The sequence below is a fragment of the Vibrio sp. QJM3NY_26 genome, from assembly GCF_057786005.1.
In genome coordinates this window covers 764101-790581 of sequence record NZ_CM173516.1, presented here as the reverse complement: position 1 = coordinate 790581, position 26481 = coordinate 764101, and the positions used below count along the sequence as shown (strand labels likewise).

Genomic DNA, 26481 nt, shown 5'->3' with positions numbered 1-26481 from the left:
GCGATTAGGTAGAGAGCGTTTACTTTAGCGCGCGCTTGAAATATCTAACTTCTCAATCAACGACGGAAAGCCCCAACCGTTCTCGCCTTCGACCACAGGTTCTCCGGTCAAATACTCAAACAGCGTTGGCGCTAAAGATCCATTAGCTTCGATTTTCAGTTGCTGAGAGTTATCGCCAATTGGCGCTCCCCAGAATCCGATGAAAGCATCTTTCTCTAAGTAATCCTCACCAGCATGACGCCCCGGTACCTTGGTGTTGTAGCCAATTCCCGCTTTAGGGAACAAGTTAACCGTGCCAGCCCTATCTTCAAGGTAGATATTAGCCAGTTGATTCACTGAATCTGGTCGAGGTGTTGGTTGCGTCAATGAAGTCCACTCAGCACTGCTACACCACGTTGTCACATCCGCCTTAACCGCTCGGTTAATACATTTTTCGACCAATTGAGAATACTGTGCAAAATCAGCTTCGCTTGGTGATGCTAGGTATGGATTTAACCTTTGCGTATTGAGCAAAATCGGTGCTCGGTTGTCTTCCAATGACTCATAGAAAAGCTTGTCACCTTCGCGGGTAATTAATTCGTCGACTCGTTTTAAATCTCGGTTACCAATTACACGAACCGCACAACGTTGTTGGTCACATGTGCTTTCTCTTACGACCATATAATCAAGACTTTCAGGCAAGCGTTGCGCTATCTGATTAATGATATCGATATTCTGACCAGCTGGCGCTGCAATCGGAGACCACTGCGTGAGTTCTTGGTAAACAGGCTGAACCTGCCACCCTTGAGCCGAATTAAAGAAGTCCATCATGAAGTTACCACCGGCAGTCGAGGCGACCACCACATCCAATTCCTTCGAGCTTGGGTAGCTTAGAGCATTGGTGATTTTAGGCCCTTCACCCTCGTCTGAAGATATCTTCTTCACCACAATTGGATACTCTAGCTCTGCTTGTAAGCCTTCAAATACCTGCTTTTCGGGATTGAGCGCGTAGAACACCGGCGTTAAACCATGATCCCCAGCCATGCCCCATAGCGTTTTATCGTAAACGCCTGCACTGCGGTAGGTCGCTTCAATCTGGCGAATCCAATAGTCCAGTCGGTTAAGCTCTCCAGTCGGCATCAGAATTTCGTCACTAAAAGGACCGGTAAAGTGCGCGAAGTGATCCGGCCATGGGTTATAAACCAAGGTGTAATCCGGCATCCCTTTTCCATCTAACTCGGCAAACTGAGTGATCGACTGTTTAACCTGAGCTCTCTTTGAAAACTTGGTGAAAAAATCAAAGCCAGATATAGACTGATACGCCTCAATATCTTCAATCAAGGCTTGACGCTTTTCTTGCAAAACCACTTCGACTTCTGAACGTTCTTGAAGCTCTTTAACGCAGCGTTTCTCACCATAATCACGCAGTGACTCACCCAAACCTAGGTTTACTAGCCCGTCGTAAGTCGTGTGAGCATTCCAATCGTATTGGGCGTTGCAGTTCAACGTTTTCAGGTAATCAAGGCGATCAAACATGGTCTGCACCTTGTTGTTTGCCATCAACACATCCAACTGCAGGGCATCATTACCAAAGAAGTAATACGCTCGGTCGATCTCTCGGTCAACAAAGTGGAAATTAGGGATACCAGTGCCACCTTGCCCTGATACTTTAGCGCCCGTTTTAATGATCGGTAGGTTACGTACGCTGATTGTGGGAGTTGAAGAGATACCCACTCGGCTAATATTGTCTAGATGTTCTTGATAGAGTTTTTTGAAGAACGGAAGATAATTCGGATCACGGTAGGTTTGTTCAGACAGAACCTCCATGAACCTCGCCTGCTGTTGATGCTCAGGCTCAATCACCGTTTCTAGCTTAGGTTTGTATTGCGCTCGGTTTTTATGATTTTGGTAAGCAACAGAAATGAAAGGTGAATCTTCATCGACCAAGCCTTCGATCAACCCCTGCTGTAAACCATCGACGGTCACTTGGACCGCAAAGCGCTTGTTCTGTTGGGATTCTAAGAACTGAATGAGCGCATCAGGCTGGTCACTGAACGCTTGCTGCATCCAATCATCGAGCGCTTCTGCACGTTCTTCTTTAAACACAAACTGTCGGTAGGCTTTCAGCAAGTTTAAGCGCACAAAATCAATAAGCGTGATGGTAAGAGCTTGTGCTTTGTTATTCTGCTTATCAGCGTTTTCTGGTTTACCATCTTCTGCAATCGCCAACATTGCAGACTTCATGTCGCCGTCATCCATTCCCAATGCCGCTTTATCGATCAAATCAACGATGATCGGTTGAATCTGAGCGATGATCGCGAGATCTTCAGAGCTATTGGTTAAGTATGTGTAATTCGCAGGGAGCGTGTCCATATCCTGCCAAACACCAATTTCGAATAACGCATCGTAGATAACCACCATGTTGGCAATGAACTGTTCATCGATACGAATACCTTCATGATGTCCCGTTGCTTCAGTCGAGGTATCTGGCTCATGATGCTCTGAGGTTGGCTTATCTCCAACATGATAGAGGCTATGTTCAAAGCCCTTTAATGCCTGCTCATCATAAACCGTCGACAAGTAAGATTTGAATACATCTTCACTGCCCAAGCCTGAATAGCGGTCGTAATAACTATAAAGAAAATAACCCAAAGGAATTGAGTACGTCGGGTTGGATAACTGAGCAACGACTCTGGCTTTTGTTTTGACATCTAAAGGGAGAGCGAGAATATACGCATCTAATGTAACGCCACCAATCGTGAAAAGAGCCGCATCACGAGTGAGTTTGGCAGAGTAACTTAGGCTTGAAAGCACCTGATTTTTCAACACTTCACTGGAGCTAAACACGCCACCAATGACGGGCGTTGTTGATATATCAGCCGCACTCGGAGCTGACGCAACCGCCAACGATAAGACACTGAATAAACTGGCGTAACTGCGAACGTGAGAATAAGAGCTCATCAAATTTCCTTTAGATCAACACACTTCTATAAATGCGACTTATTGTTTCAGTTTGCATTTATTAGTCAACCTATGAAAACGTTTGTTTTCTGATTCAAAGAGCTCTTATTGTTATGAAATGTTTATTCTTACTAATATCTCTACGACTTTACCGCATACCCAAAGCCCGAAAGCTTTCTAATGTTAGACGACAGCTATTCCCCTAATTAAACGCTCTGGCCACTCGCCCGTTACTGCTCAATTCGTAATGGCCAATATAGGCTGGGATAAATACCGATTGCCCTTTAGTAAGGGTTAAATGCTCACCTTTCTGACTCATTAACGTTAAATCATCGTCTATCGCCATTAAAATTTCAGCACCGCTTGTGATGACTTCTTCTCGCTGAGGGCGATGAAATATATTGAAATCAAAATCACTGACAGGGATATCATAACTATCACATTGTCCCAGTTTTGAGGGCGCTAACAACAAGCGATCAAACGGGATTGGCGTAAACTCTGTACACGCCACTAATTCAGCGACATCAATGTGTTTGGGCGTTAAACCTGCTCGCAGCACGTTGTCTGAATTTGCCATGATCTCGAGCCCGGTTCCCTTAATGTAAGCATGCGGAGTGTTCGCATTCAAATACATCGCTTCACCCGGCTTTAGTGTGATCAAGTTAAGTAGCAGAACACAAAACAGACCGATATCGTTCGGGTACTGATGGCCAAGCTCAGTAACCAAGGCAAACTCAGCTTGATCTTGGTGAGCGGCTGCGTGAGTCAGAAGTTGCTCTAATGCTCGGTGTTTACGTTGGTCATTCAGCGTTAACAGATCGCGGAAAAACGCTTCTAAGCCTAGAGAATCAATATTGTTACCAAACTCTTCAACCAAACCAGCCAGCTCGTTCGAATCCAACTTTCTGAACAGACCTAATATTTCATTGAAATCTCGAAAGCCATTCATCGCTTGGTATTCAGTGATCGCGTAAACCAATTCAGGTTTGTGGTTCGAGTCTTTGTAATTACGATGTCCTGCGGTCAGAGGAATGCTTGCCTGTTCCTCTCTCGCAAAGCCAATTTCAGCTTGGCGCTTATTTGGGTGGACCTGAACCGATAGTGCCTTTTCTGCAGCCAAGATCTTAAACAAGAACGGGAGTTCACCGAACTCCTGCGCAATATCGCTTGATAGATAAGCGGGTTTATTCTTGTTAATCAATTCAGATAGAGGCACCAAATGTTGGTCAAGCTTAACCATTGAGCAGCCCTTCGGATGCGCTCCCATCCAGACTTCCGCTTGCGGCTCTTGTGACTCATTCTGAAAGCCAAACAGCTCACGTATCGAAGAAATGCTCCCCCATGCATAATTTTGGATGGTGTTTTCCATTGGGAAAAATGAGTGTTCTGAGAAGTGGCTGAGTGACATGGCGTTTTCCATAGTGAGCCCTTTGAACATAATTCAGAGAGCTGATTTCTAATAACGTAAATAATTAGAAAGACTACAGAGAGCAGCTAGGACCCACATGAGATGAGGTCTTAGACGCAATAGGAAAAATTCTTAGAAACAGGTGAGATCGATGAAAAGCGTGAAAAGAGTCACATTTGAACATCACTAGTAGAAAGCGCTGAGAATAAGATAGCTGCTTGTATCGCACTGGTTACAGCAGCGATACAAGCAACAATACAAACACCAGCGACTATCTTGTTATCGGGAAGAGTCCTTAAAAGCCAGAGCGAACCTCTGCACTTTTCTGAGGCGATTGAGCTTGTAGGAAAGGCAACAGCAGCAAGCCAATAACGGCCGCACAAGTAGAGATGGTAATGAAGAACCCACTCCAACCGTATGTTTCTAGAACGAGCGCTAATGGATAACCAGAAAGTGCTGCACCCATGTAAGCAAACAAGCCAACAAAGCCTGTCGCCGCCCCAGCAGAGTCTTTGTGCGAGCATTCTGCCGCCGCCATACCAATAAGCATTTGAGGACCAAAAACAAAAAAGCCGACACAAAACAGCCCAGCAGCTTGAAACACAAAGTTGGTTAAAGGCATCAACCACAATGCAGAAACTGAAAGAAATATGCCGATGGCAAACAAGATGTTCATTGGACCGCGGTTGCCACCAAACAGCCTATCCGAGCCCCACCCAGCAACAAGTGAACCAACGAAACCGCCAATCTCAAACAGAGACAAGGCAGCGTTGGCGTTTATCAAACTGTAATTGTGTTCTTCGGTGAGGTATAAGTTACCCCAGTCGTTAACCGCCGTTCTTACGATATAAACCAACACATAGCTAAAGGCGAGCAGCCAAATGTACTTATTGCTGAACACATAGGTTTTCAGGATTTCTCGATAGCTTAACCCTTGCCCATGGCTCTCTTGCGCCAATTCTAGATGGTCACTGCGCCACTTCCCTACCGTCGGAAGTCCCATGGTGGTGGGCTTATCACGTAAGCGCCAACAAACGATAAGACCGATAAATACACCAATCACACCCGGCCAGATAAACCCAGCTCGCCAACTGAATTGCAGCGTTAGATAACCCACGAGAATAGGAATTAGCGCCCCACCAACGTTGTGTGCTGTATTCCATATAGCCCAGCGAAAGCCTCTTTCGGAGCGAGAATACCAAGTCGTCAATAACTTAGAACACGATGGCCAGCCCCAACCTTGGAACCATGCATTCAGTACCCAAAGCGAGATGAAAGCCGCTAACGAACTAGAAAAGCCAAAAGCGATATTGATCAAGCCTGTTGCGATTAAGCCAAGCCCCATAAAGTAGCGCGGGTTTGAACGATCCGATATCGTGCCTGAGATAAATTTCGATAAGCCATAAGAAAGATAAAAGAGCGTGCCAATTAAGCCGATATCACCTTTGTCCAAGCCAAGGTCGGTGATCATGGCTGGCGCGGCATAATTAAAGGTTTTACGAGTGAAGTAAAAACCGGCATAGCCGACATACATTCCTATCATGATGTGGAGGCGCCAGTAGCGATAACTCTGATTGATCTCATCATCAGTTAGAGCATCACTCTTTGACGTTGTTGAGCGCAGAAATCCAAACATATTCGTTCTCACACTTTAGGTAATGTAACGCTGATATTGGTACCCGAAGATGAGCCATTAGCGTTGATTTTCATCTTGCCACCGAGCGCCTGAACACGCTCTTGCATACCACGAACCCCCATTCCTTTGAGAAGGTCTTGCGCTGTAAAACCAACGCCATTGTCTGAGATCCGAAGATAAGCCTGATCATCTAGAATCAGTTCAATTCTGATTTCGCTCGCGTTGGCGTATTTAGAGGCGTTGTTTAGAGATTCTTGGCACAGCCTGAAGATAGTGACCTTGAGCGTGTCACTCAAACACGAGTAATCACCTTGCCAATTTAACTGGATATCAACGCCGTGATCCGAAAACTCCATCTCTCGAATAAGCTGTTCCACGGAATCTTTTAGGTCAAGATCGTCCAACATCTTAGGTCTTAGTTTTGTGAGTAGGCGTTTGGTGGTGTCATAAACATTCAAAGACAACGACTCAATCGTGCCCGCACAACGAACGCTCATCTCAGCCGCGTCGACACGCTTAATAATGCTTGCTTGAGTGCGAATTGCCGTGATGTTTTGACCGATTTCATCGTGTAGCTCACGCGCAATGTCACGACGAACCGATTCTTCAGCCGTGATTAACTGACGTGAAAGATTTTGGTTTCTGGAAAGCTCGCTTCGCAATTTGGAGTTGAGATCTTTCTGCTTTTGAACCGCAAGGCCAAGCAATATACCGGTAATAGTTTGAGCAGATAGAGACAAGAGTAAGTCGGTAATTTCAAGTTTTGATGTTCCGCTATGAGCAGCAATCAGCGCAACACTGTTTAACAGGGTCGCGAGCAAAGCGCCTTGCCATCCGTAACGAACGGCCAGCAAGATAATAGGGATCGCCATACAAAATGGGGCGAAGCGCCTTAGTTCATCAGGCAAACTGGTTTGTATCAAAATACTGGCCACCAGCAACACACTGTATAAAGCGATGTGACGGATTTTGAACTCTACAATATTATGGATTAAGTAAGAGCTCAGTGGCGCCCACTTATTTTGGAATAGATAGTTCCAGACCAGATAACACATAGGCACCAGCATCAGTCCACCCGTGATACTCGCTAACCACACCATGTAAACGGCTGGAACATGAGAACCCACCACGGCAACGTTAATTGATGCGGTGACCATGATTAAGCTCGCCATCACTAACAAGTGACGATTCTGGTCACCAGAATAATAACGTTTGGCAATTAGAGTAGCTGGAATACTTAGTCCACTGGCGATTAGTATCGTCAGCCATTGGGGTTCATCCAGTAATAGAGCTAGAGCGATCGCGAGCCCCCACTCTGCAATATAGATAGCAGGCCAATAGTGAGTGCGAGTGTGCAGCGTCATTCCTAACCTGAGTGAGAATGGAAAAAGCAGAATGGCTAACTCAGGGTCATTAATGAAATAGAAGGCAATAACCCATAAACAAAACCATGCGCAGCCAGCCATAAAAACCCCACATAGGGAGGTGGCTAGATAGGAGCGCATTAGTACTGATCTTGAGTGAACAATTTGGCTAACTCAACGTTGTTCTTAACATTGAGTTTGTCCATGGCATTGGCACGGTGTACATGAACCGTTTTATGACTAACTCCTAACTCAACGGCGATAGATTTCACATCGAGCCCTGTTGCCAATAACTGGCACACTTCGCTTTCTCGACGGGTGAGTTGATTTAAAGAGGCTTTATTCTTCATTGGTGTCGCAAGCTTTATAGCGATATCAGGCGTGAGATAACAGCCACCATTTGCGCTCGTATGTACGGCTTGGATTAACTCATCTGGGCTGCAGCGCTTGCTGAGATAACCTTTGGCTCCTAACTCTAATGACTTCTCAACCATCGCCGGAGAGTCATGTACGCTCAGCATGATACTGGCAATGCCTGATGGAATTTCTTCCAATAAGCTCAAGCCACTTTCATCCTGCATTGAAATATCCAAGATAACGACATCAGGGTGACAACTTGGCAATCCGAGGCGCGCTTCTGCCGCAGAGTTGAATTCACCCACGACCGTAATATCAGTTTCAAGACTGAGTAACTGAGCAAAGCCCGAACGAACAATGACGTGGTCATCAACAAGCGCAACATTAATCATGATATTAACCAAAATTAGGAGTAAGAAAGAAAAATAGCCCCGACAGGAGCTATTTGATATTAAGTTTATTGATAGAGATGATACTGAATCGAACTAGCGATTGGTATGATCTCACGTGCTTTAATCAAATAAAGCACGTGAGACTAACTACCCGAAACTCTATTTGCGAAAACTCGCTAGGCGTTTTGAGCCGCTAGGTGCATCTTCTTCGCGTGACGAATCTTCTTCTCTTCCGCAACCGCAACGAATAGCAGCAAAACAATACAAATAGCAGCAGATGTATCCAATGCTGCGAATGTGCCTTTCCAACCCGTTAAGCCGAAAATAGGTGTGCCATCCGCAATCATACCGAGGCCAAGTTTGGCAAAGCTGTCACCAATTAGGTAAGCAAATGTGCCTTTCACGCCGTCAGCAACACTGATTGCTTTCTTAGGTACAAAACCTACCGCAGCAACACCAATCAACAGTTGAGGACCGAACACTAGGAAGCCAAGTACGAACAGTGACGCTAGGTACATGAACTCGCTCGTTGCATTTTGGTAGAACTCTAGAGAGACAATAATCAGTCCAAGCGATACACAAGCAACTAAAGCACGGCGCCCGTTCGCAAGGTCGGATAAATAACCCCACATCAATGTGCCAACCAGTGCTCCGACTTCAAAAAGAGTAAAGCCTGAAATCGCCGTTTCTTTTGATAGACCTAGCTCTTGATACGCGTAAACGGTAGACCATTGATCGATACCGATACGAACAATGTATAAAAAGATATTCGCGAAGCAGAGCAACCAGATCACTTTGTTTTTTAGAATGTATTCAACAAAGATCTCTTTCTTGGTCATTTGATTTTCTTCAGCGATAGTATCTTCTTCGCTAATTTCTTCATCAAACAACTCTTCAACCGTACCTAGACCGTATGCTTCTGGAGAATCATTACCAAAACGCATGCCAATAAAACCCACCACAATCGCGATGATAGATGGGAAAACGAACATACCAATTACGTTGCCATCAAATAGGTAATTCGCACCAAACAGAGCAACACCAGCAGCACCAGCACCACCCACGTTGTGTGACATATTCCAAAGACCTAAATACGAACCACGCTTGTTACGAGGCGTCCATTTAGTGATCGTTGAGTAACTTGAAGGGCCACCCGTACTTTGGAAGAAACCACTCAATGCGTAGAAGGCAACCATCATGAATAAGCTAGCGCTGCCGCCACCCATACTGAAGCTGAAGCCCAACATGGCAATACCAGAAAGGACAAGCATGAATGGTAGGAACTGCTTGGTGTTTTTACCATCGGCGTAATAAGAAACGACGGTTTTACCGATACCATAAGTGATTGAGAAACCAAGACCGATAAGACCTAGATCCGTCATTGATAACCCATAAGTAGAAATCATGTCGTTTTGCGCGACATTGAAGTTCTTACGGATCAAATACATGGTTAGATAACCAATGAACACGACTAGGTAAGATTGTAGGAAGGGTTTAAACCACATTTTTCTTCTAGTTTCGACCGGAAGATCCAGTGTCGGTTTTCGAACCTGATCTAGGAACTTTAACATTGTGAACTCTCTTATTATTTATGAGGTCTGCACGGCATAATTGCGACCATGCATTCTTTGTTAGTTGACCGTGAAATAATAAAGAGTCTAAAAATCGACCGCATGAGAGAGGGTCTTAGAATAACTAAGAAAAATTCCTAGTTCAGAATTGGGAGTCAAGAAAGCGTGAACAGCATCACTTTGTTTACGGTCTGTTATGTATTGATATTACGATAACAAAAGTAACTCATTTCAAGGCTGATGAACTTTGTAAACGAACAGACACAAGTGACACACTTCGCCTAAAAAAAGCGCCAGTGTCGATTCATCACCATCAAACTCCATGACATGATCAATACTGGCTCAACATTCATTCCTATTAAAATAGATTCAATAGGCTTATTACGTGTTTTGCGCGAATCGTACTACAGTCGTTTACCGCTGCCGTCTTCCCACATCACTTCGCATTCATCCTTGATTGCCGCTTTCAATAGTTCGACTAGCGGAAAAGCTCGGCTACCGATATTGACAGGCGCTTCAACAACCTCTTCTTCACTGTCGTCATCAGCATTTTCTTGCTCTACCGGTTTGCTCTGCTCAGCAGCGATCGCAGCACGTAAGTTGTTTAGCGCTTGAGGAACCTCTGAAGCATCAATCGCTCCTGGGATCGCACCACTATGTCCAAGCATCTTAATGAACTGAAGACCTACCTCACCAAACATCGTGACGCTAGCATGAGCCTTGCAACTAAAGGTAATTAACATAATGAGCCTCTATCAAATTTAGGTATCTATAAACATTTAGCTATCTACAAACTATGTTGAGTAAATCATTGGAAAGCAAGTGGATAATAACTAAATCGCTTTTGCCAACTCGAACCTTGATTATCCTCCCTCTCGGACAAGCTTGCGCCGTCAGTGATACGCATCACTATTTATTATCGGTTGGGCATTTTTAATATAAAACCTTGATAATAATCACACTAAATAGCCATCTAAGTATCCGCATAGCTTATTATTTAATCTACTATTAACTTCATTATCAAAATCTTTGGCACAAATCACATGAAAAGGCTGGTCGGCAGACATCTAGAAGAAATGGCGGACATACGATCCACCCGCAAGCAAAAGATTGTCCACTCCTTTTCACTGACTGCCGCTGCGTTATTCATTTTCTACACTTGGGCTTACTTCCAAGGCCAACATTACACACTATCGGTTTTCGAATTGTGTTTTGCACTGATCGCTATCTCCAATGCATTTTACGTAAGAAAAGTCATTAACCCTGAATATTCAGAATTGATTCTGAGTGGCGTTCTTCTGGTACAAGGGGTTATCCTATTCTTGTATAGTCACGCTATTCCCGACCGGATACTTTGGCTCTATCCGATTCTGGCAGCCGTCATTTTCATTAACGATTTCAGAATTGGCATTGTCTTCAGTACCTCATTTTGCCTATTTATCAGCATCTTAATTACGGCGATGCCCAACAACTTTTCTTTGCCATTTAACAACACACACAGATTTATTCTTAGCCTGTTTACCATGAGCTTGGTGTGTCACACATCCGCTTATTACTACACAAAAGCCGTCAGTTACATCCAACGCCTGTATAAAGAAGGCATTGAAGATCTCGCCTACAGAGACCAACTTACCGGATTGGCAAACCGCTGGAGTTTTGAGCGCTGGGCGGTAGAAAAGCTTGCGACAGTGGATAGTGAGCGATCACTTACGGCATTGGTCTTCTTAGATATTGATGACTTTAAAGGTATTAACGACAGCTACGGGCACGACGTAGGAGACAGTGTCTTACAGCACTTTGCTAATCGCTTGAGCAACAACATCCGAACCAGAGACAGAAAAAGCCATGAATACGACTATTCGATTGCGCGCTTTGCTGGCGACGAGTTTGTTTTGATGCTCTACGATGTACCAACTCGTAAAGATCTAGACGGTATTTTAGATAGGATTTGCGGGTTATTCGAAAGTGGTTGCCAGACAAACGAGAGAATAAAGGAGTTGACGCTCAGTGTTGGGGTGTCTTTGTATCCGCAAGATGCTCAAGAATTACATGAACTGACGAGATGTGCTGATAAAGCGATGTATGTCGCTAAGCACTCAGGAAAAAACCGATACGCTTATTATCACGACAATCCAGTATCGACCTTGATAGAAGAACTACCGACGAATCTAACCTTCTCAGAATCGGATTCATCTGAGCTTGAAGATTGTCTTGAAGCAAAAGTCGAAGGGAACAATGTTACGCTGTTAAAAACGCGTCAACGTTAACCATTAACATCGCTTACTGCTAAGCGCGCTAACCTGCCATATACATAAGCCATAGGCTCACTAACCCGATCACAATAATCCATACGACTTGTCGTGTTCGGTTTGGGTTATTGCCTCTAGGTCTCACTACCGTTTTAAAAGCAGCTTGCTTAGCCGACTGAATAAACGGTGCTTCAATCTCACGTTTTTTCACGCGACGTTTAACCGCGCTGTTCGCAACCTCGGTAAAACGCTGCCCTTGCTCCGTTGTAAAGTCGTTATCAAAGCCCATCCGACCTTGCCTTTCGCCATGTTTTTGCTGTACTGCCATAGCGGCCTCCTTGGCGGTCTACTCTATATTGAGTATAGACATAATTTCATATTGTTACCTGTTCAAAATTACTGTTACCTGTTCAAAATTTTCGAATAAGTCACTCAACGCTATGCCATCTTCTTTTTAAATCGAATTACATAAACTACAGCTATTCAAGTTTATGAGGATTTCAAAATGACGAGTGTAAGAACAGTAGATCATGTGATTGCAGCACATGCCACCTCCGATGGTGATGGCGTCAAAATCCAAAGACTCGCTGGTTTCAATAACACGCGTTTCTCTCCATTTTTGATGATTGATGAACTTAAGTCGGATGAAAGCAAAGACTATGTTGGTGGCTTTCCTCCACACCCTCACCGTGGGATAGAAACGCTCACTTACATGCTCCAAGGTCACTTCCAACACAAAGACCACATGGGGAATATTGGAGAGCTACGCAGCGGTGGCGCACAGTGGATGGCCGCGGGTCGTGGTGTGATTCACAGTGAAATGCCGATGATGGAAGAAGGCGCATTGCACGGTTTTCAGATTTGGATAAACCAACCAGCAACACACAAAATGCTGCCCGCGCAATATCACGACTTCCAGAGTGAAAGCATTACAGAACACCAAAGTGAACAACGTGGTTTATTGAGAGTGATAGCCGGTGGGTTTGAACTGCATAACCAAACTAACGATGATTCAGAGGCTTTACGAGCGCAAGGTCCATTGCAGAAAACAGGTGTGCCATTAAGCGTTGCGGATTGGCGCTCTCATTCTGGGCAAAAAGTGACGTTAGGGACTAATGTTAATCACAATGCCATGACTTATGTGTACCGAGGCAGTATTAAGATCAACGACAAAGTGATCAAGCAAGGTCAGCTTGCCCTGTTAACAAAAGCTGAATTGTTGTCTTTAGAAAGCCTAGAAGATTCAGGTGTACTGATTTTTTCTGGTCAGCCGATTAATGAACCTGTTGTGCACTATGGTCCGTTCGTCATGAATTCAATGGAAGATATTGAACAGACGATTCAGGATTACAATAACGGCGTATTTGAGACTTACTGATTTACAGATGTCTGTCTTTGAGCTTTGAGCTTTGAGCTTTGAGATTTGAATTGAAGATATTTTGCAACGAACAACGATTTGGTCATCCATTTGATGACTGCAAAAACAAGTGACACTATCCACTGCCGGTTACTATCACTTATTTAACCACGCTCTTAGAGCGTGGTTTTTTTCTATTAAATCAGAGACAAGCGATGCCCTGATTAAACGAATTTAGAGCGAGTTACAGGTACTCACACAGGTAAGCTGTCGCTTCTTTTACCTGTAGGTCGAATGAAGAATCACCCGCAACGTCAAAAGACTCACCAGATTGGTATGTCGTCCAGTCATCATCGCCAACACGCTTTACAATTAAAGCACCTTTAACAACGGTCATCTTCTCTGGAGCCGCGGTACCGAATGTGTATTCGCCAGCCGCCATCACACCAACACTCACATCAGCGCCAGCTTGGTTAAACGCTAACGACTTAACGCCACCATCAAAGTATGTATTCTCTTTAATCATTGTACTTCCTTGTTATCTTCAAATTGCAATTATTGGACTCAACGAATGAGCCTATGCGTAAATCTAGGTGATAATTGTTTTAACCAATTCGAGACTGTCCTACAAGAAATAAATACGCATAGCTTAGGCATTTATTGAATTCACTTTCATTGATAACGTAAATACCAAGGAATCAGGCAAAAAATCGCCAACGCAACCAAATTTATTGGAACATTCGATCCTGCTTCTAACTCTTATAACAATTTTTGCAAACTAAGGTTTTAGTTAATAGAATCTAAAATAATATCAGTGGGAAAATGAAGAGATAATGGCAAAAAAGTCGATCAAAAGCAGAGATTTATTTGCCAACTCGTTACTCTACAGCTTCCTATTAGCTGGTTTTATGATTGCCCTCACCGCGGGCTATTTTGCTTACCAAGCCCACCAACAATCTGTCAGCCCAAGCAATGTCTATGGCACATGGATAGAGATTGCTGCACCACCTTACAATACTGATACCCTGACACTTTCAGATAATGGTGTGATGATGAATCATCGCCTCATTGCTACCTCGTTTGATTTTGATGGCAAGATTGTCACGATTAGCACAGGCTCTGGAACCACCGTTTACACCATCAGTGGTACTTACGATTCTCCTCGCTTGAAGCGACTAGAGCCAAGCGTACCATCTCAACAATTTATTAAAGAAGGCTACGAGGATACTGCAGCTGGTGATACCCACAGTGTGATGCAACAAAGACGGGCTTCTTTAGCAGAGCAATTCAAAAGATAATCCCCTTCTCAGTCGTCTAAATAATAGTCTTCTCCGTAAAAAGTATTCTCCGCATCACTACTTTCATATTTACCTACCGATCTGCGCCGCTCACCCAACACACTTCGCTTTGTGATACTGCTTCAACTTGCGATATTTTCTTATCATTTGTCGCATCTTTTCATAACTTCATGTCGTGGATTTTCACTTATGAGATTTTACTTCTGAAGGGCATTTTATTTTATAAAACATGGACTCAGCCTCTCACTCATTAAGCAACAGAATTGTAACGAGATACTATTTTTTAGTTGTCCATCGAAAACGGATTTATTTTCAGTTATAAAATTAAAACTCTCTCGAATACTGACTGGGAAGCTCCTTCAAAACTGACTGGAGCCGTTTATGGGGCCATTTGGTTCTCGTAACCTTCAAGGAATGAGAGAAAAAGTATGATTCGTATAAATACCTGTGCTGCGAGCATTGCTCTAGCGCTATCTGGTACAGCATTAGCTGCTCCAACAGCACCTAGCATCGACATGTACGGTTCCAACAACCTGCAGTTTTCCAAAATTGAACTCGCGATGGAAACCACATCAGGCTACAACCAGATGGTTAAATATCACGACAAAGCAAAGGTCGACGTCAAGTTCAACCAATGGAGCGGAACGTCAGGAAACACGTACAACATCTACTTCGATAGCGTTAAAGTTGCCACTGGCCCTATTACTGGCAGCCAAACTACAGCTTCATTCGAATACGGCCAAGGCGGCTTATTTCAGATGGAAATCGAAGCGTGTGACGAAACAGGCTGCGCCAAGAGTGCTCCTGCTCAGATCACGATTGCAGATACCGATGGTTCACACTTAGCGCCACTTGCAATGAATGTTGACCCGAACAACAAGTCATACAATACAGACCCAAGCACGGTAGTAGGCACTTACTTTGTTGAGTGGGGTATTTATGGTCGTGATTACACCGTTGATAACCTACCCGCTGACAACTTGACCCATATCCTTTACGGCTTCATCCCAATTTGTGGTCCTAATGAATCAGTAAAATCGGTAGGCGGCAACAGCTACAACGCACTCATGACAGCCTGTCAGGGTGTAAACGATTACGAAGTGGTGATTCATGACCCTTGGGCCGCTTTCCAAAAGAGTTTCCCGCAAGCTGGTCACGAATACAGCTCACCTATCAAGGGTAACTACGCAATGATGATGGCGCTTAAGCAGCGTAATCCTGATTTAAAAATCATTCCATCGATTGGTGGTTGGACGCTATCGGATCCGTTCTTCGATTTCACAACCAAAGCCAACCGAGACACGTTCGTTGCATCGGTTAAGAAATTCCTCAACACATGGAAATTCTACGATGGTGTCGATATCGATTGGGAATTCCCTGGTGGAGGCGGTGCTGCTCCCGATCTTGGTGATCCTGTAAATGACGGCCCTGCTTACATTGCATTGATGGCAGAGCTGCGCGTTATGTTGGATGAGCTAGAAGCTGAGAACGGCCGTACTTACGAGCTAACATCAGCGATCGGTGTTGGTCACGATAAGATTGAAGACGTGAACTACGGCGATGCTATCCAATACATGGATTACATCTTCGCAATGACTTACGACTTCTACGGCGGTTGGAACAACGTGTTAGGTCACCAAACAGCACTAAACTGCGGTAACTTCATGCGCCCTGGTCAATGCGATGGCACAGGCCTTGATGAAAATGGCGAACAATACACTGGCCCAGCTTACACCACAGACAACGGCATCCAATTGCTGCTTGAGCAAGGCGTTCCTGCGAACAAACTTGTGGTTGGTACAGCGATGTACGGCCGTGGTTGGGAAGGCGTATTACCATCATCACTTTCAGATCCTAGTGATCCAATGACTGGCGTAGGTAATGGCAAACTGACCGGCAGCTCTGCTCAGGGTGTATGGGAAGATGGCGTTATCGATTACAAAGGCATTAAGGCGAACATGCTTGGTGCAAACAACCAAGGCATCAACGGCTTTGAATATGGTTACGACGAAATGGCAGAAGCGCCTTACGTTTGGAACCGTACTTCGGGCAAGCTGATCACATTTGATGATGACCGCTCAGTAAAAGCAAAAGGCGCGTACGTTCGTAGCCTTGGCCTTGCGGGTCTATTCTCTTGGGAAATTGATGCGGATAACGGCGATATCCTAAACGCAATGCATGAAGGCCTAGCGGGCGGAACAACAGATCCTGTCAACCGTGAACCAACCGCAGCAGCGGGCGCAGACCAATCGGTTGAAGGCCCAGCTTCTGTTTCTCTAGACGGTAGCGCTTCAAAAGACAGCGACGGCACGATTGCGAGCTACGCTTGGTCACAAGTAAGCGGTACGGCAGTAACGCTGGCGAACGCTAATGCAGCAGTTGCAAGCTTCGATGTGGTTGAAGTCGTGCAACAAGAAGTACTAACGTTCAGCCTAACGGTAACTGATAACGAAGGTGCTACTGCAACTGACACAGTGGTTGTAACAGTAACCCCTAAGGACACAGGTCCAGTCAATACAGCACCAGTTGCGATTGTTTCAGCTCCAGCTGAAGTTAATGCGGGTGACGTAGTCGTGGTTGATGCTTCGGCTTCGAGCGATCCTGACCAAGACACTTTGACCTTCACGTGGGATGTGCCTGCTGGTATTGATGCTACGGTTCAAGGTTCTTCAGTGAGCTTTGTCGCGGCGGAATACACGCAAGATACGACGCTGAACTTCTCTGTAACGGTCAGCGATGGCACTGATACATCGGTAGCGGCTACTTCAGTGAACGTTCTTAAGAAAACCACTGGCGGCGGTACATGTACTAACGCTTGGGATTCAAATGCGGTCTACACTGGCGGCGACCAAGTAACTCAAGGCGGTAAGGTTTGGGAAGCGAAATGGTGGACAACAGGTGAAGATCCAACAACGACAGGCCAATGGGGCGTGTGGAAAGAAATCGGTCCTGCAAGCTGCTAACTAAAAATAGTGCTTAGTTAAATACTGACTAAGCATCAACTAAATCCCTAAAACAAAGGCCAACCAGATACTGTCTGGTTGGCCTTTTTAGTGTTTGTTTTCTTAACCTACGTTCTACTTGCTTGATTAGTTAAACTTAGCCAATCAAGTTATCAAAGCTCTCGAATACTTGTGGGCACTTCATCACTCGTCCGTGACCTTGGCCTTGAGTGGCAATCAAGGTGACGCGATCCATTTCATTGGCAGCGCGCTGAGACACATCAAACTTAGTAAACTTGTCTTGTTCATCATGAACAATGATCGTTTGAGATTCACGAAGCGCCAGTTTTCCATAAGGATCGACAGACTGAATTGGGTAGTTAAACTGCTCTTCTACTTCTCCGACTACCGCTTCAAATAGCTTCATTGAATAACCAGAACGCGCAACGCTGCCAAATAGGTTTTCTAGATAATCCAATACAGGTGCAATCAACAATAATGGCTTATCTTCCAATTTAACGTGCTTGCACTCCAACGCAGAAGCGGTACCCATACTGTGACCGACCAAACCTGCCACTTCACCAACCGAATCTAGAACAGCTTCTAAACCATTCACAAACGCTGGGATATGACCATGTACGCCATCACTGCCACCATGTGCCGGGTGATCGTAAGCCAAGGCCGTAAAACCTTTAGCAGCAATATGCTCCATCAGAGGGAAAAACTGACTCGCGGTACCAGACCAGCCATGAGTCAGTACCCAGACGGGACCCGTACCTAAAGAGTAAGTTTTCAAAACACCATCACGGCCTTTGATTTCACTCTTGATAAGCCCTTGCGGATCGGCATTTTTTTGCTCGGTACGCATCGGAGTGAGCAACAGTTTACGTGCTGTTTTCTTCGCATGACTCGGCGCTAAAATGTAGTGCAGACTGGTTGTTGCGCCAATTAAGCTGCGCTTGAAGCTAAATTTGTTCGAAGTATTGAAATAGATTTTGTCACTCATGACCGTTCCTTGTATCGCCATCATTATTGGCGGATCGAGCTCGGCCCTAAAAATCGAACGACCGTGCTATTTGTTGATATAAAAAATGGCGCTACTGCGATTTATCATCGCTTACCACCACTTCTCTAAAATTTTGTTGTAAACCTTACTTCAGCAAGACTCACATGATTTGCGAGTTAACCTGCTGTATGTATTAAACCGCTTTCCAACTGGCTACCAAGCGCTCGACACCACTCCAAAAATGAGTGTGGCTCGCTTGTTGGCCTCGTAATGAGTAGAACAAGTTCGCACTTAAATAGAGACCGTACAACTCGAAGGTTGCTTGCTTAGGCTCTAAATCGGCTCTGAATTGTTTGCTCTCAACCGCTTTTGCTACCTGAATCGTCAAGTAATCAATCCACACTGAAATGGTTTTCTGCAGTGCCTTCTGAATCACAGACGTTTCGCTGCCTGCATCTTTCCAAGCATCAATAAACATGCAGCTGCCTTGGAACGAGTGGTTCCAGCCCAGCCAGTTATCGAGCAGTTGTTTAAGCTTGGCTTCAATATCACCATCCCCCAGCTCTCGTGCGGGAATGATGACTCTTTCGGTGAATATGGCGTTGGAATACTCGAGTACAGAGAGTTGCAGGTTCTCTTTAGAGTTGAAGTGCGCAAACAAGCCACTCTTAGACATACCACACTGCTTGGCTAACTCGCCAATCGTCAAACTCTCAAGACCATTCTCACTCGCAAGTGCAAATGCATGGCTCAAAATATACTCTTTGGTTATCTTTCCTTTGCTCATTATTCACCAATAATAAATCTGATGCTTTATTTTTAGCACGTTCGTACTTTTTTTCAAGTTTTTTACTTAACCCTTGGTATTCATTTTGTATTATCAAAGAATTGTGGAAAAATGCGACAGTATTCAAAGGAATTTGAGCTAACCGATTATTGAGTTTAATAACTAGGGAAAGAGAATGAACACACTTTGGGAACAGTTTGCGTTTTCGGCTTCGGTGACAGGCCCCATCTGTTTAATGCTGTTTCTTGGTGTCATGCTCAAGCGAATCGGCTTAATCAATGACAACTTCATTGATGTCGCATCCAAGGTCGTGTTTCAAGTCACCCTGCCTGCAATGCTGTTTTTGAGCATTGTTCAGTCTAACCACGACTTTGCCGCAAGTGGAAAGCTTGTCATTTTTGGCTTAGTCGCCAACCTAGCCTTCTTCGTATTCACCACAGTAAGCACCAAAATAGCCTTTAAAAAGCCTCAAGACCAAGGCGTCATAGTACAAGGTGGCTTTCGTGCCAACACTGCTATTATCGGGCTTGCTTATGTTGCCAATATATACGGCAACGACGGTGTCGCGCTCGCTGCACTTTATGTCGCCTCGCTGACGGTTCTCTATAACATTCAGGCAGTTATCGCGCTCACCCCGAAAGGTCAAGAGTCGGGTGACAAAGCCATTCAAGTGATTGTTAAAACGCTCACCAAAAACCCTCTTATTATATCGATCGCTATGGGTGTTTTGTTCTACTTACTATCGATTCCAGTACCGAAAATGGTGACAGATGCAGGGCAGTATTTTGCCAATATGACGTTACCATTAGCCCTGCTATGTACTGGAGGGTCGCTTGATATACGCTCTCTGAAAAAAGATAAAGGCCCAACTTGGTTCTCTACGGGATACAAACTGGTTTTGGCTCCGCTACTGATCACTCTAGCTGCCCTGTTCTTCGGTTTTAGAGGGTTAGATCTTGGTCTTATTTTCTTGATGAGCGCAGCGCCAACCGCAGCTGCAAGCTATGTTATGGCGCGTGCGATGGGTGGGAACTCCACATTGGCCGCCAATATTATCGCGCTAACCACTGTCGTTTCGCTTATCACTTGCACACTTGGCATATTTGCATTAACTGCAATGGATTTAATATAGCTGCGACAGGCTTCAAAAAATCAATATAAGCCTTAAATCAAAGGCCTCCAGCTTTGATTTAGGACTAACTGATTCCACATAAAGACTGTTAGATTTTACGAAATTTTTCTTAGAGATCTGATATGTCTTCCGTTCAACATACGCCTTCACAGCGCATCGCCAGTATCGAGTTGGGTCGAGTGATTGCTATCTTGGCGATCATTGGCTTACACGGCCAAATGGCACTTACTTATTGGCAAATCGATGAAGTGCCATGGATTGGTTATGTGCTTAACCAAGTCGCTCGCTTCGCCGTGCCTCTGTTCTTTCTGATTTCCGGCTATCTGATCCAACCCAAGCTCACAGCGTCGCCTTGGACAACCTTCATCAACTACTCCAAACCACTACTCAAAGTTTGGTTGGTATGGAGCGTCATCTGCCTAGTCATGCCATTTAATCTCGCTAAGGTTGAAGAATTGGGTTACTTAGGCGAACGCCAAGGCTACTGGGGCTTTTTAATGAACACCCCGCTCAACTCTTTCTTAGAGGGTGGGCTGGTTCACTTGTGGTTTATTCCAGCCCTTGTTTGCGCAGTGTTGGTCATCGCTTTATTGGTTGAGTTGAAGCTCAACAAACTTCTATTACCGATAGCCATAGCGCTCTATGGCTATGGTGTTTTGGCAGGAAGCTACGCAACGCTGACCGGATTAGAAGCACCCTTCTTCACGCGTAATGGCCCGTTCTTTGGCACGTTAATGGTGACCTTAGGTTTCCTTATTCGTCAGAATCAATGGAAGGTGTCATCAACTAAAGCGTTGGGGTTATTAGCGTTAGGCATGTTGATTCACTTTGCTGAGACGGCATGGCTCACCACGTTCGACGTCGGATTCAACATGAATGATTTCTTGTTTGGCACGGCGCTATGGGGGATGGGCGTGTTCATGTGGCTTTTAGCAAATCCAAACATGGGTAACTACGCTTGGGTTCGTGCCATTTCGAATCGTATGCTGGGTATCTACGTAAGCCATTTACTGATCATTATTGTGTTGTTCAATGTCTGTGGAGTCTTGGGTATCACGGAGCTCGGTAAAGACATCACCGTCTTCTTCGGCACCTTTATCCTGAGCTTTATGTTGGTTGCTGGTATCGAAAAAACACCACTGCGACGCGTGCTACTTCGCTAGGGCGTGTTGACCTTTCGCGGTTAAATTTTGTGCCTAAAACTATCCGCTAAATCAGTTTTAAAGAGCCACAAAAAAGAAAGGCAAGATAACTTAATATCTTGCCTTTCTTTCATCATATTGGAACCGAGATTATCTCACTCGTGAGGTGCTATAGGAACGCCATCGCACCTTTACCGACCCCTTCATAAGCGACGATTTGTAGTGATTGGTTCTCTGCTAGGCTCGGCTCAACTTGATCCGCAATATAGCCTGCCAGTAATTCTACTGTGGTATCTGTCGGCAAAATCTCTGTTTCACTCTTAGCAATCGCTAGCTCAAATTCACCTTGAGGCGCCGTGTAGCGGAAGCCATAGTGGCTTTCATCATTAACGCTTTGCGCGTGTTCACTCAGATTAAGTGATGAAACTGAAACTTGGTCTTCTTTAGAACCTAAATAAATGTCTTCCCAGCGCTGAGCAAACGCCTGTTCGCGTTGTTCGTCACGCTGACCATCAACCAAGATTTCGACTGGAGAACGGTGGCCATGTGCGATGCGTTGGCAGTTGCCATCATGCTTTTTTAAACCATGGGTGTAGTGGTAAAACGCGCCATTAATGTTCTCATGACGTAGGGTGATCTCTAACCCAGTGACGTTACTTGGAAGGTTATCACGCAGAATATGATAAACATGAGCGGTCACACTCTCGATGGTGATCGCCTCTGCATCAATCAGACAGTATGCTTCGTCAGGGCAATGTAGGTGGAGGCTCTTGTCACCACGCAACACATCAACCTTAGAGTAGCCCGCTTTGCTCGCTTGAAGAACAACTGCAGCGCTTTGCATCGGCAGTAGCAAACGGTGATCAACGTGCTCATCAACGAGGTGTTTGATCTGCTTTTTGACCTTGCTAAAATCCAGCACCATGCTCATTTCATTAAGTTCACCAGACATGGTGACATCTAAAATCCAACTATCTCCTACGACCCCTCTGTGTTCACAGATGTATGAAGAATCGATAACGGTAAGGTCTCTTACAAATAGGTTCAAGTTGAACTCCTTAATACTTTAATGAGATACGGGAGGCTGAATAATGTCCAGCAGGCACTTCGTCTCATTGGTGTCTAGATAAAATAGGACGAGCAGGATGTTACGACAAGCTTAAAAAGTCCACCTTTTTAGACCCTCTTTTGAGAAAAGAACAAACTCTGCACAATTTCCGCTAAAACATAGACCAGCCCGATGCGAATAGCCATATATTGGGTAAGGTTGCCGAGCGTTTCACGATACATTTTGCTTTAGCCAAAGGCGCGGTGACACCCCAGCAACATGCTGAAAAGCGCGTGCAAACCCCGAATAGCTGCTGTAACCCACTTCATCAGCGACCCAGTTGATGGGCTTATTTTGCAATAAGAGGGATTGAGCCACAGATACCCGCCACTTTTGTACATAGTCACCAGGCGTCTCACCGACTTCTCGTTTGAACGCTTCAATAAACTGAGTTCGAGACATCGCGGCCAGTGACGCCATTTCCGCAATCGAAAAATGACGAGCAGGCAATAGGTGAACGGCCGTAACCACCGAAGCCAATCGTGGATGAGCTAGGGCTGAGAATACCCCTTGATCAATTTGCTGCTGTTCAATGAGATGACGGAAAATCAAAGCCATCAAGGCATCACTCAACTTATCCATTAGATATTGTTGCCCCGATGACTCTTGGCTCGACTCTCGAAATAGCACCTCTATAACTGGCATTAAGTTAGGTGCATCCGCAAACGGAATTACTATCACGTCAGGCAGAGCAGACAATAAAGGATTCATCTGCCCTGAACGATATTCGACATTCGCACACACGACCTCAGCACCGTCTCCCACGCCTTCAATCACATGTGGAGTGCTGTTCGGAAGGTAAATAATGCAGGGCTGTGACAGTTGCCTGTACTCCGTGTGCGCACTAGACAAGGTCAACTCACCCGCGCTCAATACATGAAGATGCCCTTCTTTACCCTGTTGCGGCTTAAATGACGACACTCCGCACAAATTGCCAGAATAGAAAACACCGGTACGTATCGAGAAGTGTTCCATTAATTGTGAAAGCAGATCCATGCATCCTCCGAACGATTCGCTTACTTTTAAGTTCTTTTGTCCCTCTATAGACCGGACGAGTGGGCTAAATTACTTCAAACAAGATAACCAACACTGACAAGGAACTTGATATGTCACACATGAAATCGACCAGTCAAAAAATCACTCTATTGGCCGCGTTACTAGGAACCAGCTTTTCACTGATGGCAGCAGACATCGACATGAGCGTTGATAGCAATGACATCGCGATCAAAGGCTATGACCCAGTGGCTTACTTTACTGATGCTGGTGCCGTTCAAGGTTCATCAGAATTCACTGCTACTTATAAGAACGCTATTTATCAGTTCGCAAACAGTGACAACCGAGATCAGTTCCGCACCAACCCTGAAGCTTATGCGCCTCAATACGGTGGCTATTGTGCCTTTGGTGTGGCTATGGGTAAGAAATTTGAGACCGACCCTAACGCTTGGAAAGTCGAAGATGGAAAGCTGTATCTGAACTTAGACAAATCAGTACAAAAACGATGGTTGGAAGATACGCAAGAGTTCATCCAAGACGCCAACAGCAACTGGACGACGATCAAAACCGTCGAAGCTTATAAGCTCTAGGTTCTAAGTTCTAGCATTCAACGTTTATCCATTGCCCATTAATAAAAACGGAAGCGACCGAACGCTTCCGTTTTTCTTTATGACCTCCCAACTATAGATAAACCTAAAGTTATTTGTCTCACCACAATAAACAACGATATGTCGCTCAAGCTTATGAAAAATCAATAAACCCTCAGTACGAATCAAATCCATTTTTATTCTATACTCCTAAAAGATAAGCTTTTCTTTTCATGGAAGAATAATGATATTACCTAGGATTTTTGTACTTGGGCTCTGCGCCTTATCAACACTGACTTATGCGGCTCAATGGCAGTTCGTCAAAAGTGAAGAAGGCATCATCATTGATAAGAGACCTCACAGTGAAGGCTTAGTAGAGATACGAGCACAAATGCAAACGCCCACCACTTATTCTGGTTTTTTACTTTTATTGGAAGACAGCGAGAACGTGCCAAACTGGATAGATAACGTATCGGAAAGTCGTGTCTTGATGCAGATATCTGAGGATGAAAATATCGTCTATACCCAATTCAAAGCGCCATGGCCTGCTAGAGATCGCGATATGGTGACTTACTCAAAATACAGCATTGAGGATGGCCAGTTTGTCTTGTCGATTAAAGATGCATCTAACTATTTGGCGAAAGAGTCGGGGTATATTCGAATTTACGATGTGGACGCACTTTGGACACTGCAACCGCTCACCAACGGCAATACCTACATTACCTACACCGCGTATGCGAACGCAGGTGGCATCTTGCCAAATTGGTTGATGAATAAGTTATCGATTGGCAGTGCACTGAGCACGTTTAAAGGGCTAAAAGAACAATTACCAAAGTACCAAGACCAACAGCACCCTAACCTGCCAAGCGAGTCTCGATAGCTATACAGATAATTCCAGTCGCTAACCATAAAAGCTAGATAGGCTATGGTCTTCTGGCTAGATCGCGAGCCAAGATAAGTGCTAAACCAAACACCTGAAGAAACAGGGCAATATTCTTGTAGAAAGCCATTTTCTCATCGAGCCTTTGGATTAATTCAACCAAGGTCAGATTATCCAAATAGTAGTCATCAATTCGTGCTCGTTGGGCTTCTTGAGCACTGTTTATCAGCATCATAAGCTTGGGTAAATTAGCCAACGAGATGGCTGGCACCTCATCACTCACCCAACTCCGGAGTTGGCCGCGAAGCGCTTCATTAAGAACAGTGGCAGGTTGAGCGGTTTCTGGGGATAGCTTATCAAGGTGAATCAGAATCGCTTCACGCTTACGCTCTAAGGTTTCGATCGTGTTCCAGGCCAGTTGTATTGAGTACACATTGCCGTATTTACGATCGTTGTATTCCGATTTCTCCGCTTCAATTTTGTCCAACACCAAGCTCGACATGACAATCGCCATGATGTTGAGTATTAACCCTGCAAGGACAATCACCCAAGCAGGAGGAAGGCGCAATGCCATAATGCTCCCTAGAACATTTTATCAAAAGGTAGGTAAGCTAAGTTTAGGACAATCAAAGAGATCATGCAGATAAGCGTTAACACCATACCCACTTTTCTGCCTTTGAAATTCTTCGCTAAGATCCCTTTCGCGTGAATCACTCGCCCCAGAATAAACGCCACACCAATGACATGAATAAGCCACACACCAGCCCCATTCACCTCTAGCAACCCCATCAAAATCACCGTGATTGGGATATAATCCATTGCGTTACTTTGTGCCGATCGAGCTATCTGTAACGACTCAACACCGCCATCGGCATGAGCAACAAGATTGATTCGTCTTTGCTTAATAACTTCGATCGCTAACCAGATCATTACTACCGTAAGCAAGGCTGCGTAAAGTGCTGTAACCATTATATTTCCCTATTACTTGGTGTTTATTCATCATCCATTACCCATCAATTCATTGATGCGGTCAACGCAAAATGATAGTCGAGCCCGAAAGTTTGTAAGAGATCTCTCACACCGGACGTAAGAGATCACAATCAAGCTTCGCAGAAAATTCCTAGAATACAAACCCAACCCCTTGTTTTGTATGAATCCACGCATATTTATTTCGGTTAGTGAGTACATTTATTTCTTGAGGTGGATTGTGAGTAAAGCCTCTGCAGTGTTTAATACACATGTCGACAGGGAGTTGGCAGGAACAGGAAAAAGCCTAACGGATTAGGTATCTTCAGGATGAAGATTTGATGACTTAGGATGAGTTATCAGCAA

At 44.8% G+C, this 26481-nt stretch carries 23 protein-coding genes; 8 read left to right on the top strand and 15 right to left on the bottom strand.

Going from position 1 to position 26481, the window contains the following annotated elements; translation table 11 throughout:
- Positions 1-24: 24 nt before the first annotated feature.
- From AC3CH4_RS18840 to AC3CH4_RS18810, 7 genes are all read right to left on the bottom strand, one after another.
- Entirely contained in the window at positions 25-2940 is a 2916-nt protein-coding gene (locus AC3CH4_RS18840) for an alkaline phosphatase family protein (RefSeq protein ID WP_488544270.1), read from the bottom strand.
- A gap of 202 nt (positions 2941-3142) precedes the next feature.
- Complete coding sequence (gene manA / locus AC3CH4_RS18835) at positions 3143-4348, bottom strand: mannose-6-phosphate isomerase, class I (protein ID WP_488544358.1); 1206 nt, start codon at positions 4346-4348, stop codon at positions 3143-3145.
- A gap of 295 nt (positions 4349-4643) precedes the next feature.
- Complete coding sequence (gene uhpC, locus AC3CH4_RS18830) at positions 4644-5984, bottom strand: MFS transporter (protein WP_054546129.1); 1341 nt, start codon at positions 5982-5984, stop codon at positions 4644-4646.
- An 8-nt stretch (positions 5985-5992) separates the two neighbouring features.
- Positions 5993-7489: a signal transduction histidine-protein kinase/phosphatase UhpB gene (gene uhpB, locus AC3CH4_RS18825; RefSeq protein ID WP_488544269.1), complete on the bottom strand. Its 1497-nt coding sequence runs from the start codon at positions 7487-7489 to the stop codon at positions 5993-5995.
- Entirely contained in the window at positions 7489-8097 is a 609-nt protein-coding gene (gene uhpA / locus AC3CH4_RS18820; protein WP_004732761.1) for a response regulator transcription factor UhpA, read from the bottom strand. The genes uhpB and uhpA overlap by 1 nt, the downstream gene beginning before the upstream one ends.
- A gap of 176 nt (positions 8098-8273) precedes the next feature.
- Complete coding sequence (gene uhpT, locus AC3CH4_RS18815) at positions 8274-9668, bottom strand: hexose-6-phosphate:phosphate antiporter UhpT (protein ID WP_004732760.1); 1395 nt, start codon at positions 9666-9668, stop codon at positions 8274-8276.
- 404 nt (positions 9669-10072) lie between these two features.
- The gene (locus AC3CH4_RS18810) at positions 10073-10411 is read right to left on the bottom strand and encodes a DUF1840 domain-containing protein (RefSeq protein ID WP_146455334.1); all 339 of its coding nucleotides are present in this window, start codon (positions 10409-10411) and stop codon (positions 10073-10075) included.
- Between the two features lie 333 nt (positions 10412-10744).
- Here AC3CH4_RS18810 and AC3CH4_RS18805 point away from each other — a divergent pair, with 333 nt between their 5' ends.
- Complete coding sequence (locus AC3CH4_RS18805) at positions 10745-11935, top strand: GGDEF domain-containing protein (RefSeq protein ID WP_171327748.1); 1191 nt, start codon at positions 10745-10747, stop codon at positions 11933-11935.
- Positions 11936-11963: 28 nt separating this feature from the next.
- Here AC3CH4_RS18805 and AC3CH4_RS18800 read toward each other — a convergent pair whose 3' ends face one another.
- Entirely contained in the window at positions 11964-12245 is a 282-nt protein-coding gene (locus AC3CH4_RS18800) for a hypothetical protein (protein WP_054546126.1), read from the bottom strand.
- Positions 12246-12422: 177 nt separating this feature from the next.
- Between AC3CH4_RS18800 and AC3CH4_RS18795 the strand changes: the two genes are divergently transcribed.
- Positions 12423-13295 (top strand): pirin family protein, encoded by an 873-nt coding sequence (locus tag AC3CH4_RS18795; RefSeq protein WP_054546125.1) that lies wholly within the window; start codon positions 12423-12425, stop codon positions 13293-13295.
- A 223-nt stretch (positions 13296-13518) separates the two neighbouring features.
- Here the strand turns inward: AC3CH4_RS18795 and ppnP are convergent, their stop codons facing one another.
- On the bottom strand, positions 13519-13800 hold the full coding sequence (gene ppnP / locus AC3CH4_RS18790; protein WP_054546124.1) for a pyrimidine/purine nucleoside phosphorylase: 282 nt from the start codon (positions 13798-13800) through the stop codon (positions 13519-13521).
- A gap of 307 nt (positions 13801-14107) precedes the next feature.
- On the opposite strand from ppnP, the gene AC3CH4_RS18785 reads away from it, so the two are divergent.
- Both AC3CH4_RS18785 and AC3CH4_RS18780 read left to right on the top strand, forming a co-directional pair.
- A complete protein-coding gene (locus tag AC3CH4_RS18785; RefSeq protein WP_004732753.1) occupies positions 14108-14572 on the top strand; it encodes a DUF2850 domain-containing protein in 465 nt (154 codons plus the stop codon).
- A gap of 428 nt (positions 14573-15000) precedes the next feature.
- Positions 15001-17535 carry a glycosyl hydrolase family 18 protein gene (locus AC3CH4_RS18780; RefSeq protein ID WP_488544268.1) on the top strand — a complete coding sequence of 845 codons (2535 nt, stop codon included), beginning with the start codon at positions 15001-15003 and terminating at the stop codon, positions 17533-17535.
- A 136-nt stretch (positions 17536-17671) separates the two neighbouring features.
- Here AC3CH4_RS18780 and AC3CH4_RS18775 read toward each other — a convergent pair whose 3' ends face one another.
- Both AC3CH4_RS18775 and AC3CH4_RS18770 read right to left on the bottom strand, forming a co-directional pair.
- The gene (locus tag AC3CH4_RS18775) at positions 17672-18520 is read right to left on the bottom strand and encodes an alpha/beta hydrolase (RefSeq protein ID WP_488544267.1); all 849 of its coding nucleotides are present in this window, start codon (positions 18518-18520) and stop codon (positions 17672-17674) included.
- Positions 18521-18713: 193 nt separating this feature from the next.
- On the bottom strand, positions 18714-19307 hold the full coding sequence (locus AC3CH4_RS18770; RefSeq protein ID WP_108209248.1) for a TetR/AcrR family transcriptional regulator: 594 nt from the start codon (positions 19305-19307) through the stop codon (positions 18714-18716).
- A gap of 175 nt (positions 19308-19482) precedes the next feature.
- Here AC3CH4_RS18770 and AC3CH4_RS18765 point away from each other — a divergent pair, with 175 nt between their 5' ends.
- Both AC3CH4_RS18765 and AC3CH4_RS18760 read left to right on the top strand, forming a co-directional pair.
- Positions 19483-20439, top strand: a complete 957-nt coding sequence (locus AC3CH4_RS18765) for an AEC family transporter (protein ID WP_054546121.1) — start codon at positions 19483-19485, stop codon at positions 20437-20439.
- Positions 20440-20561: 122 nt separating this feature from the next.
- The gene (locus AC3CH4_RS18760) at positions 20562-21602 is read left to right on the top strand and encodes an acyltransferase (RefSeq protein WP_488544266.1); all 1041 of its coding nucleotides are present in this window, start codon (positions 20562-20564) and stop codon (positions 21600-21602) included.
- Positions 21603-21750: 148 nt separating this feature from the next.
- On the opposite strand, the gene AC3CH4_RS18755 is transcribed toward AC3CH4_RS18760, so the two are convergent.
- Both AC3CH4_RS18755 and AC3CH4_RS18750 read right to left on the bottom strand, forming a co-directional pair.
- Entirely contained in the window at positions 21751-22629 is an 879-nt protein-coding gene (locus AC3CH4_RS18755; RefSeq protein ID WP_054546119.1) for a 6-pyruvoyl trahydropterin synthase family protein, read from the bottom strand.
- Between the two features lie 231 nt (positions 22630-22860).
- A complete protein-coding gene (locus AC3CH4_RS18750; protein ID WP_474356914.1) occupies positions 22861-23685 on the bottom strand; it encodes an AraC family transcriptional regulator in 825 nt (274 codons plus the stop codon).
- Positions 23686-23795: 110 nt separating this feature from the next.
- Here AC3CH4_RS18750 and AC3CH4_RS18745 point away from each other — a divergent pair, with 110 nt between their 5' ends.
- Positions 23796-24272 (top strand): YHS domain-containing (seleno)protein, encoded by a 477-nt coding sequence (locus AC3CH4_RS18745; protein WP_017077045.1) that lies wholly within the window; start codon positions 23796-23798, stop codon positions 24270-24272.
- A 241-nt stretch (positions 24273-24513) separates the two neighbouring features.
- A complete protein-coding gene (locus tag AC3CH4_RS18740) occupies positions 24514-25149 on the top strand; it encodes an START domain-containing protein (RefSeq protein ID WP_054546117.1) in 636 nt (211 codons plus the stop codon).
- A 43-nt stretch (positions 25150-25192) separates the two neighbouring features.
- Here the strand turns inward: AC3CH4_RS18740 and AC3CH4_RS18735 are convergent, their stop codons facing one another.
- Both AC3CH4_RS18735 and AC3CH4_RS18730 read right to left on the bottom strand, forming a co-directional pair.
- Positions 25193-25723, bottom strand: a complete 531-nt coding sequence (locus AC3CH4_RS18735) for a hypothetical protein (RefSeq protein WP_054546116.1) — start codon at positions 25721-25723, stop codon at positions 25193-25195.
- A gap of 8 nt (positions 25724-25731) precedes the next feature.
- Positions 25732-26118: an MAPEG family protein gene (locus tag AC3CH4_RS18730; RefSeq protein ID WP_054546115.1), complete on the bottom strand. Its 387-nt coding sequence runs from the start codon at positions 26116-26118 to the stop codon at positions 25732-25734.
- Between the last annotated feature and the right edge of the window lie 363 nt (positions 26119-26481).

Coding starts and splice junctions, on each gene's coding strand:
- AC3CH4_RS18840 (WP_488544270.1), bottom strand. CDS start 2,940: ATGAGCTCTTATTCTCACGTTCGCAGTTACGCCAGTTTATTCAGTGTC.
- manA (WP_488544358.1), bottom strand. CDS start 4,348: ATGTCACTCAGCCACTTCTCAGAACACTCATTTTTCCCAATGGAAAAC.
- uhpC (WP_054546129.1), bottom strand. CDS start 5,984: ATGTTTGGATTTCTGCGCTCAACAACGTCAAAGAGTGATGCTCTAACT.
- uhpB (WP_488544269.1), bottom strand. CDS start 7,489: ATGCGCTCCTATCTAGCCACCTCCCTATGTGGGGTTTTTATGGCTGGC.
- uhpA (WP_004732761.1), bottom strand. CDS start 8,097: ATGATTAATGTTGCGCTTGTTGATGACCACGTCATTGTTCGTTCGGGC.
- uhpT (WP_004732760.1), bottom strand. CDS start 9,668: ATGTTAAAGTTCCTAGATCAGGTTCGAAAACCGACACTGGATCTTCCG.
- AC3CH4_RS18810 (WP_146455334.1), bottom strand. CDS start 10,411: ATGTTAATTACCTTTAGTTGCAAGGCTCATGCTAGCGTCACGATGTTT.
- AC3CH4_RS18805 (WP_171327748.1), top strand. CDS start 10,745: ATGGCGGACATACGATCCACCCGCAAGCAAAAGATTGTCCACTCCTTT.
- AC3CH4_RS18800 (WP_054546126.1), bottom strand. CDS start 12,245: ATGGCAGTACAGCAAAAACATGGCGAAAGGCAAGGTCGGATGGGCTTT.
- AC3CH4_RS18795 (WP_054546125.1), top strand. CDS start 12,423: ATGACGAGTGTAAGAACAGTAGATCATGTGATTGCAGCACATGCCACC.
- ppnP (WP_054546124.1), bottom strand. CDS start 13,800: ATGATTAAAGAGAATACATACTTTGATGGTGGCGTTAAGTCGTTAGCG.
- AC3CH4_RS18785 (WP_004732753.1), top strand. CDS start 14,108: ATGGCAAAAAAGTCGATCAAAAGCAGAGATTTATTTGCCAACTCGTTA.
- AC3CH4_RS18780 (WP_488544268.1), top strand. CDS start 15,001: ATGATTCGTATAAATACCTGTGCTGCGAGCATTGCTCTAGCGCTATCT.
- AC3CH4_RS18775 (WP_488544267.1), bottom strand. CDS start 18,520: ATGAGTGACAAAATCTATTTCAATACTTCGAACAAATTTAGCTTCAAG.
- AC3CH4_RS18770 (WP_108209248.1), bottom strand. CDS start 19,307: ATGAGCAAAGGAAAGATAACCAAAGAGTATATTTTGAGCCATGCATTT.
- AC3CH4_RS18765 (WP_054546121.1), top strand. CDS start 19,483: ATGAACACACTTTGGGAACAGTTTGCGTTTTCGGCTTCGGTGACAGGC.
- AC3CH4_RS18760 (WP_488544266.1), top strand. CDS start 20,562: ATGTCTTCCGTTCAACATACGCCTTCACAGCGCATCGCCAGTATCGAG.
- AC3CH4_RS18750 (WP_474356914.1), bottom strand. CDS start 23,685: ATGGATCTGCTTTCACAATTAATGGAACACTTCTCGATACGTACCGGT.
- AC3CH4_RS18745 (WP_017077045.1), top strand. CDS start 23,796: ATGTCACACATGAAATCGACCAGTCAAAAAATCACTCTATTGGCCGCG.
- AC3CH4_RS18740 (WP_054546117.1), top strand. CDS start 24,514: ATGATATTACCTAGGATTTTTGTACTTGGGCTCTGCGCCTTATCAACA.
- AC3CH4_RS18735 (WP_054546116.1), bottom strand. CDS start 25,723: ATGGCATTGCGCCTTCCTCCTGCTTGGGTGATTGTCCTTGCAGGGTTA.
- AC3CH4_RS18730 (WP_054546115.1), bottom strand. CDS start 26,118: ATGGTTACAGCACTTTACGCAGCCTTGCTTACGGTAGTAATGATCTGG.